Source organism: Shewanella inventionis (assembly GCF_014641855.1).
GTDB lineage: Bacteria > Pseudomonadota > Gammaproteobacteria > Enterobacterales > Shewanellaceae > Shewanella > Shewanella inventionis.
The window spans coordinates 13,364-19,144 of the sequence record NZ_BMII01000051.1; the positions used below are offsets into that span (position 1 = coordinate 13,364).

The window sequence follows — 5,781 nt, forward strand, 5'->3', positions numbered from 1 at the left end:
CACTTGAACTACTACTGTTACCCGCACTGTTAGTGGCAGTCACACTGAAGGTGTAAGCCGTACCATTGGTCAAGCCCGTTACCGTTAGCGGTGAACTGGTGCCAGTTGCAGTCAAACCATCAGGGCTCGATGTCACGGTATAAGCCGTAATTGCTGAGCCACCGTTGTTGGCTGGAGCGCTGAAACTCACGCTTGCCTGAGCATCACCTGCTGTCGCGCTGCCAATAACCGGCGCGCCCGCAACAACGGCATTCACATCAAACGTCTGACTCACCTGCGCTGCAGCTGAATAAGCCGCATTACCTGCCTGATCGGCATTAATCGTACAGCTTCCTGTTGTGACAAAACTCAACACGCCACCACTGGTCACTGTACACACATCTGTCGTCGACGAGGTAAAGCTTGGCGCTAAGCCTGAGCTGGTACTCGCCGTTAAGGTTGGGCTGGTACCGATATTTTGCGCACCGGGGTTGGTGAACGTTATGGTTTGCGACCCTATCGGCGTCACGCTGTTAGAGGCACTTGAACTACTACTGGTCCCTGCACTGTTGGTGGCGGTCACACTGAAGGTGTAAGCCGTACCATTGGTCAAGCCCGTTACCGTTAGCGGTGAACTGGTGCCAGTTGCAGTCAAACCATCAGGGCTTGAGGTCACAGTGTAAGACGTAATTGCTGAGCCACCATTATTGGCTGGCGCCGTAAAGCTCACGCTTGCCTGAGCATCACCTGCTGTTGCGCTGCCAATAACCGGCGCGCCCGCAACAACGGCATTCACATCAAACGTCTGACTCACCTGCGCTGCTGCTGAATAAGCCGCATTACCTGCTTGATCGGCACTAATAGTACAAGTTCCCGAGGTAACAAAGCTTAAAGCGCCGCCAGAGGTGATACTACATACGCCAGTAGTGGATGAGGTAAAAGTCGGTGTAAGCCCAGAAGTTGAGCTTGCTGATAGTGTTGGTGTGGTACCAAAACTTTGGCTACCAGGATTGCTAAAGGTAATAATTTGCGCAGCCATCGGTGTCACGCTATTGGATGCACTTGAGGCCAAGCCTGTACCTGCTGAATTTGTTGCGGTCACACTAAAACTGTATTCGGTGCCATTAGTCAGGCCCAATACCGTTAGTGGTGAACCTGCGCCGCTAGCCGTAAAACCGCCTGGGCTTGAGGTCACGGTATAAGCCGTAATCGCTGCGCCACCGTTGTTGGCTGGGGCTGTGAAACTCACGCTCGCTTGCGTATCACCTGCGGTTGCGCTGCCAATAACAGGCGAACCTGCAACTACCGCATTTACAGAGAAACTCTGACTCACCTGCGCTGCAGCGGAATAAGCCGCATTACCTGCTTGATCGGCACTAATAGTACAAGTTCCCGAGGTAACAAAACTTAAAGCGCCGCCAGAGGTGATACTACATACGCCAGTAGTGGATGAGGTAAAAGTCGGTGTAAGCCCAGAAGTTGAGCTTGCTGATAGTGTTGGTGTGGTACCAAAGCTTTGGCTACCAGGATTGCTAAAAGTAATGATTTGCGCAGCCATCGGTGTCACGCTATTGGATGCACTTGAGGCCAAGCCTGTGCCTGCTGAATTTGTTGCGGTCACACTAAAACTGTACTCGGTGCCATTAGTCAGGCCCAATACCGTTAGCGGTGAGCTGGTGCCACTGGCCGTAAAACCGCCTGGGCTTGAGGTCACGGTATAAGCCGTAATCGCTGCGCCACCGTTGTTGGCTGGGGCTGTGAAACTCACGCTCGCTTGCGTATCACCTGCGGTTGCGCTGCCAATAACCGGCGAACCTGCAACTACCGGATTCACACTAAACGACTGTGTCACTGTAGTGGCGGCATTAGTGGCAATATCACCTGACTGATCTGTATCTATGGTGCAGATACCAGTTGACACAAAGGTCAGAGCTCCACTGCTCGTAATTGTACAAACAGCTGGTGTCGATGAACTAAAACTGACTGCTAACGATGAATCTGATGTTGCAGTTAACGTGGGACTAGTATCAAAATTTTGCGCCCCCGGATTAGCAAAAGTAATTGTCTGATTAACTTTGGGGATCACTGAATTTGAAGCACTTGATGCAGAGCTAGTGCCCGTCGAGTTGGTTGCCGTAACCGTAAAAGTGTAAGCAACACCATTGGTCAGGCCCATTACCGTTAGCGGAGAGCTTGTGCCACTGGCCGTAAAACTACCTGGACTTGAAGTCAAGGTATAAGACGTAATCGCTGAGCCACCAGTACTCGTTGGGGCGGTAAAACTCACGCTAGCTTGCTTATCCCCTGCTGTTGCAGTGCCTATGGTAGGAGCATCAGGGGCTGTCGGGATAGCCACGGTATGAGTTGAGCCACTGGTATAGGCTGCAGGGCCAACGTTACCCGCTGCATCACTGATATTGGTCGATGCATTCAGGTTGAGCTTGATGGAGCCATTACCCGTAATACCGCTCACTCTCACCGTCACACTGGAGCCTGAACTCACGGAGACGCTGACTATAGTGCCAGCCGCGCTACCTGTAGTGTCAAGAGAGAAATCATCGGTAGAAATGTTGTTGACTGATTCGCCAAAGTTAACGGTGAAATCAACAATGCTATCTGTTGATACTGCGCCACCCACGGGTGCGATACTTATTACAGAGGGCACAACGCCGTCAACTACCAGCGCTTTATTATTGCCCAGTGAATTAGCGGCACCAGGCGAAGCCAATGTAAGGGTAGCATTATTAGTAGCGGCATCGCGGATGGTTCCGCTATTCAATGCCAAAGAGTTAGTGGCGACATAATCTAGGTCACTAGACGTATCGCCAGACTGAATGGTGTAGTTGAATGTCAGCGAACTAGAACCACTACCACTTGCGTAGTCAATAGTTCTGTCCGTTGTACCCGTCTCCAGCGTTAGTTGCGGGGTACCAGTGACGCTCACAACTTCGCTAAAGTTAACTTGAATACTAATAACATCGTCCGGTTTGTAGGTGCCATTCGCGGTACTGGCGGTAACCGATGACACTGTCGGGACCACGCCATCGACAACGATATTTTTATTCGCCCCCAAAGAGTTTGCGGCACCGGGAGAGGGTAAGGTCAAGGTGGCGTTGTTACTTGCCGCGTCACGAATAGTGCCACTATTTAGCATCAGCGAATTGGTCGCAACATAATCTAAATCGGCCGAAGTATAGCCAGACTGAACGGTGTAACTGAATGTCAAAGTACTGGAGCTGCTACCGCTGACGTAGTTAATACTGCGATCAGTGGTGCCAGTTTCAAGTGTGAGCTGAGGTGTACCAGTAACAAATACGGCTTCATCAAAATTCACCTGAACACTAATAACATCACCAACTTTGTAAGTACCGTTTGCGGTGCTGGCTGTAATAGAACTTACTGTTGGGGAGACAGAATCGGTAACAAATGCACCGGTTGCGTTATAGCCGATACCGCTGCTGGTACCTGTTAACATGGAGGAATTAGTCTGGCTATCGTTGACTGTCGCACCGCTGGCTTCATTCAGCTTCCAATACCCCAGCAGGCCGGATTCATTGCCTACCAACTCGATACTGCGGTTATTTTGAATCTGCACTTGCGTGCGCGCACTACTCCACATACGAATATCATCGATACCACCGACGAAATCATCTACCGCGAAGTGGTTCTGCAACCCAAACACAAGATTGGTCACTCCAAATCCCGTATAATTAGGAACGCTACTACGGGCGCCTTGATCTAAAACGTTTATTCCCTGTGCGACGCCATCAACATAAAAATCCCAAGTTCCATTATCAAATACAACTGCAATGTGATACCAGGTTCCTGTGCCTAACGACAACATATTACTTTCTGTCAGGCAGCCAAAATCACACTCAAGATCGACAGTTAGTTTACCTGAGTTCAATATGAGGCCACCGGCATCAGCACTGCCAGTGAAATCCACTAAATTGATGGTCCCACTGACGTTATTAAATTTAGCCCAAAACTCCAGTGTAAATGTTGTTCGATTCGATAACGCAGAGCCCGCATTTGTCAGCGTTACGATATCACCAGTTGTAAAGTCAAAAGAACTGTTTTGTGCGCTAGCATAGAGGGAGGTCATCGCAAGAAAACTGCCTACAATGGAAATTTTCAAATAAGAATGCCAGAATCTAGTCATAATATTCTTAAAAGCGTGAATTATTTTATAAGCATCTTGCAGCATTACATATCCCCTAAATTAGCTTGTTTTAAATACAAGTAGCACACAACACCTGCGCGCTTTTTCACTTACAGATTTAAACCTCATTGTTTGAGATTTAATTACGTAAAGGGAAAAGGCCCTCAAGAGCAATAATAAAAATAACTGCAAAAACAGGACGCCGTTTAACAATATTCAGCAATACCAGTATTTCCTTCTACATTTACTGGCATTTATGTTACCTATTCAGAATCGCTGTGCTTTCCAACACCTCAGCAGTCAAGCCACCACCATAGATGAAGACTATTACAGCAAACAGTGTTTGGTTCATCCGAATAGGAAATAACTGTTAATGACAACGCGACCAATCCACTAAGAAAAAATCACCCATTAACATACGGACCTCGCTAAGAAATAAAGCTGGCATTATTTCTATCCATAGATTTTTACGGTAACAAGTCCTTTGTTATCGTCTGTCTAGTATTTGCAAACGCAATTAACCTTGTAAAACGACACAACTTAATAAAAACAAGTACACAACTATTTAGAAACAAAAAACATACATTAGATTATATCTACAATATAGTAGACTTTCATCAATTAGCTTTCCTTTAATCGCTTCTTTATCAATATGACGGCTGCACTCATTAATTTGCATACTTGCCATTGGATACTTTTTACGCATTTATGTCACGCCTTGTAGCGTACAACTCCCTAGATCACAGTATGCTCAGAATAGTTTGCTTAACAATCGATGCTCTGGTCTGTTCTCATTTTAGCGTAGCGGTATGCTTAGTAAGTGTCTCTCGATTGCTTCAATCATCGACTTGGTAAGTGGTAAATGCGCTTTTTCTCTCGCCCAAATCTCATGAAAGCCTGTTACGGTTTGCTTGGCAGTATCTAACACCAATTTTTTTGGCAGCATGGCCTTAGCGGCTAAGTGTGACAACTCATCCAACGTGAAATCGCTGAATTTTTTGCTACGGCTAACCGTGAGCGACGCACTATCATCAGGGATATAGGGAATGGTTGAAACAAAGTCATAAGCAGGGCTTCACACGGTCAATGACGTTCGGGATCCCCAATTTGCGTTTACCGCCATCAGGTTTGTCGATCTCCACCCGCCTGACCGCTGAGGGTTGGTATTCACCTCGCTCTAATTGAGATTTACACTGTTGCCAGCCGCCTTGTTGCATCCAGAGCGGGAAGGCTTCGATGGTCATGCAATCGATGCCCGCCGCGCCTTTATTGGCTTTAACTTGACGCCAAGCTCGGTGTAGATTTTCAGGTTCGAGGAGTTGTTGGAATAAATCGCTGTTGAAGGCCGGTTGCATATCAATACGCTGCTAATAGTAATCGTCTGGCGACGTAGTGGGTATCGAGAAGTTTGACAAGACTCATCCTTCTTCTAAATGTTCAGGCCTTCACCATATCCCAACCATTACGATGGGCGTTGGGCTACTCGGCAACTGCTCCTGCGTTACTCTACCTCCGTGAGCTTACGGCAGCGTAGCTCAACTTATTTCAATTAACCTGATTTAATCATTGTAACTAAATCAACCCGGTCACAATGATGCCAGATAAACTCCTTAACACCCTCGCTAACTTTGAACAGTGGC

General features: G+C 47.5%; 3 protein-coding genes. All 3 read right to left on the reverse strand.

What is annotated here, in order from left to right:
• A partial coding sequence (locus tag IEW93_RS20150) for a beta strand repeat-containing protein (RefSeq protein WP_188741022.1) occupies positions 1 to 4,186 on the reverse strand: 4,186 nt, incomplete at its 3' end.
• Between the two features lie 751 nt (positions 4,187 to 4,937).
• Complete coding sequence (locus IEW93_RS20155; RefSeq protein WP_428847858.1) at positions 4,938 to 5,120, reverse strand: hypothetical protein; 183 nt, start codon at positions 5,118 to 5,120, stop codon at positions 4,938 to 4,940.
• Positions 5,121 to 5,202: 82 nt separating this feature from the next.
• A complete protein-coding gene (locus tag IEW93_RS20160; protein WP_229706728.1) occupies positions 5,203 to 5,496 on the reverse strand; it encodes a reverse transcriptase family protein in 294 nt (97 codons plus the stop codon).
• Positions 5,497 to 5,781: the final 285 nt, after the last annotated feature.

Coding starts and splice junctions, on each gene's coding strand:
- IEW93_RS20160 (WP_229706728.1), bottom strand. CDS start 5,496: ATGCAACCGGCCTTCAACAGCGATTTATTCCAACAACTCCTCGAACCT.